This window comes from Caballeronia terrestris, from assembly GCF_001544515.1.
In the GTDB taxonomy this organism is placed as follows: Bacteria; Pseudomonadota; Gammaproteobacteria; order Burkholderiales; family Burkholderiaceae; genus Caballeronia; species Caballeronia terrestris.
In genome coordinates, this window is the sequence record NZ_FCOL02000169.1 from 1 (window position 1) to 4769 (window position 4769).

4 protein-coding genes are annotated in these 4769 nt (G+C 61.1%); all 4 read right to left on the reverse strand.

Going from position 1 to position 4769, the window contains the following annotated elements; genetic code table 11:
• Nucleotides 1–388: 388 nt before the first annotated feature.
• Entirely contained in the window at nucleotides 389–2320 is a 1932-nt protein-coding gene (locus AWB67_RS34525; protein ID WP_087660437.1) for an acyl CoA:acetate/3-ketoacid CoA transferase, read from the reverse strand.
• 31 nt (nucleotides 2321–2351) lie between these two features.
• Entirely contained in the window at nucleotides 2352–3221 is an 870-nt protein-coding gene (locus tag AWB67_RS34530) for an alpha/beta fold hydrolase (protein ID WP_087660438.1), read from the reverse strand.
• A gap of 27 nt (nucleotides 3222–3248) precedes the next feature.
• A complete protein-coding gene (gene phaC / locus AWB67_RS34535) occupies nucleotides 3249–4364 on the reverse strand; it encodes a class III poly(R)-hydroxyalkanoic acid synthase subunit PhaC (protein ID WP_087660439.1) in 1116 nt (371 codons plus the stop codon).
• A gap of 9 nt (nucleotides 4365–4373) precedes the next feature.
• On the reverse strand, nucleotides 4374–4769 hold a 396-nt coding region (locus tag AWB67_RS34540), incomplete at its 5' end, for a poly(R)-hydroxyalkanoic acid synthase subunit PhaE (RefSeq protein ID WP_200822393.1).

Here is a 4769-nt window from a genome sequence, read left to right on the forward strand (position 1 = left end):
CGCGAATATGACGCTGGACGGACTGGAGGCGGCAGTAGATGCAAGCGTGGGACCGACGGAACGCGCACGCCGAAAGTGCTCGCGCTGGCGAACATCTACATGAGTCGATCACGGCTGATGGCACAGGTACGTCCATAAATTACCAAGCGGGACGAGAAAGGCTAAAAGCGAGCCTCTAAAGGCCAAAAAACCGACGCGAGCGCGTCGCCATTCTCGCATCGTGGAATCAGCAACGACGATCCCGTGAAAACCCCCGCTTCTTCAGCACAGCCCTAGTTTGTGAAAATGGTAAACACTGAAGTTTCCATCGGATTGGGGTCTGTCTTAACACTGATCAAACCGAACCCTTTCCGTTGGGGCTACGCTTCACAGAGATTCCAGCAAGGTGCTAACGCGCGCGGAGGAATTCGGAAGCTTCCGCGTGTGTTTCAAAGACGTGCGCCGCAGCGTGGCGAGAAAACAGCGCCTCGCCCAGCTTCATGCGCATAAAGGCACTCGTGGTGTATCGCGTCGTTGTCGTGTAGTGCTTGGCCTGAAGTTCGGCCACCATTTCGAAGTACGCGTCAGCCATTGACTCGTCGAGCCGAAAGCCGTCGTAGTTGACGATCAGCGCCACCCGCCGTCCGACCTTGATACAAAGCGCATCAAACACGCGCCGCACGCACTCGATGTCATCGTCACTGCGGATCGCCATCCCCTCGAAGTTTGCAAAAAGAATGTTGCGTTCCTCGTCATAGCTGAGGCGATCGCTTAGTTGCAGATCCTCCAGCACGGCGCCCAGTCCCATCGGTTTGGACCGATAGATGCGCGGGTCCATCAGCGTCACTTCGCCGATGATGGGGCGAAATGCCATGTGCGCGAGCACATCACGCTCGATGTCGATGCCAGGTGCGACTTCAATCAGTTGCAAGCCGTCCGGTTGAAGCTTGAACACGCATCGCTCGGTGACGTAGTGCACTGACTGCCCCTTCGCCGCTGCGAGCGGGCCGCTAAAGGTAATTTGCTCAACCGCTTCGACGAACTTGCGGGTTTTACCTTCGGTCACGATTCGCATCTGACCGCCTTCGATGCACGTGCTCATTCCGCCAGCGGTGAACGTCCCGGCGAACACGAGCCGGCGGGCGTTCTGGCTGATGTTGATGAAGCCGCCCGAGCCCGCGAGACGCGAACCGAATCGGCTGACGTTGACGTTGCCTACGCGGTCGATCTCGGCCATCCCAAGACACGCGAGGTCGAGGCCACCACCATCGTAAAAGTCGAACTGCTGGTTCTGATGCAATAGCGCCTGCGTATTGATGCCAGCGCCGAAGTCGAGACCGCCTTGCGGCATGCCGCCGATCACGCCGGGTTCGGCGGTCAAGGTCAGATGTTCGAGTACGCGTTCCTCGGCAGCGACGGCGGCCACCGCCTCGGGCATGCCGATTCCCAGGTTGATCACCCCGCCGAGCGGCAGCTCGAAAGCGCAACGCCTGGCGATCAGCTTTCTCTCGTCGAGCGCCAAGGCCGGGATCTTGTTCACCGGAACGCGAATCTCGCCGGAGAACGCCGCGTTGTAGTCTGTGCCGTAGGTTTGCTTGTGTGCACCTGGCGGAGCGACCACCACGCAATCGACCAGGACGCCGGGAACGACCACGTTTCGGGCATCGAGTGTGCCGCTTGATGCGATCCGTTCGACCTGAACGATGACCAGTCCGTTGGCATTTCTTGCAGCCATTGCGGCAGCCTGCGCGTCGAGCATCAGCGCCTCACGCTCCATCGTGATGTTACCCTCGGCGTCGGCGGTGGTGCCGCGAATCAACGCGACGTTGATCGGAAACGCCTTGTAGAAAAGCCACTCTTCGCCGTCGATCTCCATCACCCGCACTAGGTCTTCCGTTGTTCGTGCGTTGATCTTCCCGCCGTTTTGCCTGGGGTCGACGAAAGTGCCGAGTCCCACCTTGGTGAGTGTGCCGGCACGGTGGGCAGCGGCGTCCCGATACAGGTGTGAGATCGTGCCAAGCGGCAGGTTGTACGCCTGGATACGATTGTCCGTCGCCAGCTTCCCGAGCTTGGGTACAAGCGACCAGTGGCCGCCGATTGCGCGCTGCACCAGGCCCTCGCGCGCCAGCCGATTCAGTCCTTGTTCCTTGCCATCTCCGGGCGCCGCTGCGAAGACGAGCGTGAGATCGCGCGGCCCGTCGGTGTCTACGAAGCGCCGCTCGAGCGCCGTAATCAGCTCCTCGGGCGTGCCGATGCCGACAAACCCTGAGCAACTCACGACATCGCCGTCGCGTATCAACGCGATAGCCTCATCGGCGGTAACGACCTTGTCTCGAATCATGGCAGTCTCAGCTTCGCTTATTGAGCGTCAGCTAGTCGGTTAAGAGGTAGTTCTTGATGACGGCGATCTGCGCCTCGTCCATCAACGCTGGCGCATGTCCACAGTCGGGAAATTCGAACGCGGTGACCCGACCGTCGCTCGCTGCCGAGCCACGTTTGAGCATCGCATCCACCGTGCTGCGCGAGAGCAAGTCGGAGTCTTCTCCGCGCAAGATCAGCACCGGGCAGTCGATCCTGTCCCAGATGTGCCACAGAATCACGTCCAGCAAGATCGGGATCGAAAAGCGCATCCCGATGCCTGGATCGAAGTGAAATCGGAAGCCACCCTTGCCGTCCGGGACGGCGCTGTGCTGCGCGAGATGACGCCAGTGCGCGTCGCTCAGCTTGCCAAACGGCGCATGGACTTCGCGCAGATGCGTTTCCACCTCGTCGACCGAGGCAAAATGCCACTGGCGCGTCAGATAGCCACCGATCCTGCGCAATGCCGCCGCTGACACGCGGGCGCCGAAGTCATTGAGCACAAGCCTTCGTACCGGCGTGCCGGGCTCCGCTGCCATCAGCATGCCGATATGGCCGCCAAGGGACGTGCCCACCCAGTCCACCTGATCGACATCGAGCCGGGCAACCAGTGTCGACATCGCACGGACATAGGCGCGGTCTGTATAGTGGGCGGGCGACGCCAGCCATTCGCTGCGGCCGCGCCCTGGAAGGTCGGGCACGATGACTCGCACGCCCTTGGCCGCAAGTGCAGCTGCGAGCATGTCGAAGTCGCGCCCGGTGCGAGACACGCCGTGAACACAGACGACGGTGTGCTCAGCTTTCGGCGACCCCCACTCGGCATAGGCGAGCTTGTGAAAGCCACCTCGGCCAATTACGGAGACCTGCTTCAGTTCGGGTTGCATCGCGTGGGGTCCGGGTCAGAGTGAGGGTCAGGCTGGCGCATCATCGCGCTCGTGCAGCCACTGGACGATGCCTTTTCCGAGCACGCCCTGCGACTTGCCACTCACGAAAACGCCGACATGCCCACCGTCGAGGCCAATCTCCTGGTAGTCGTCGCTACCGACGGCGTCTCGCAGCGCCTGAGTCGTTTTCGGCGGGATGATGTGATCGTCCTTCGCATAGACGTTCAACACCGGCATGCGTATGTCAGCGAGATCGACAGTGCGGCCACCCAGTCGGAACTCACCGCGAATTAGCTCATTGTTCTTGTGGAGGTTGATGAGTAGCTGTTTGGCGGCTTCGCCCGGATGATGCGGCCGGTCGGCCAGCCACTTCTCCATGCGCAAAAAATTCAGGAGCTTCTTTTCGTCGTCGAAGGTGTCGAGCAAACCGACGCTGTACTTCGACAAGGTCGCGCCTGGCGTCATCTGGGCGAAGGCGTAACTCATCAGCTCTCCCGGCAAGTTGCCGTTCGCTTCGATCAACTGGTTGATGTCGTCCTCGCTCAACCCACGCGTCCAGAGGTTGAGGAGCCCGTGATTGAGCCGGCCTTCAGCCTGATCCTGATGGAAGTCCACCGGCGTGATGGTCAGGATAAGGTTCTTGACGCGCCCCGGGTAGAGTGCGGCGTAGCACAACGAGAAGACGCCGCCTTCGCAGATGCCGAGCAGATTGATCGCGGGCAATCCGTGCTCGCGGCAGATGAACTCGACGCAGTCGTTCAGATAGACATCGACGTAATCCTCGAACGTGAGCCAGCGATCGCTGCGGGTGGGACTCCCCCAGTCGACCGCGTATACGTCGACGCCGAGCGCAAGCAGGTTGCGCAGCATCGAGCGGTCCTCCTGCAGATCGGTCATGGTGTAGCGGCCGATCTGTCCGTACGCCACGAGCACGGGTATGCCAAGCGATCGCTCTGCGGTGGGCTTATAACGGTACAGCGTCGTCTTGTCTTCGCGGAACACCACTTCCTTATCCGCGGTCGCGATCTCCACGTGCTCGTCCTTGATCCGGTCGAGCATCTGCTGTCCACGGGCGAGCTTCAGATTGAAGTCGCTGAATTCAGCGAGCGCCCGTGCGGCGGTCGATTTCTTGGCGGCGGCCATACGGTTCTCTCAGGAATGAATGGGACGGTCGGCCTTCGGGGCAACGGCGCGCGGCTGTCGCGTGGAACTAGGCGTGGCGTGTGTCTCCAGCTGAGAAGCGTTTTGTCGCTGCAGCAGTCGGATCTGCCGCCGCAACTCGGTCACGGTGCGCTGGATCTCGTCCACCTCGGTGCGCGTCGGAATGTGGTAAGCCTCACACCACGACTCAGCGAGCGCGCGTTCCCGCAACCGGTAGTCGGACGCTGCACGCAACATCCCCGTTTGAGCCTCGACGAATTCCTCTGAACGATGCGCCTCGATCAGCGTCTCGTTGGCCACCTTCAGCCACCGGTCGGTCAGGCCGCGCCACGTAGTTGGCGTGTCTGCTTTGCCAGATGACACGGTTTTCATGAAGCGCTCGAGCGC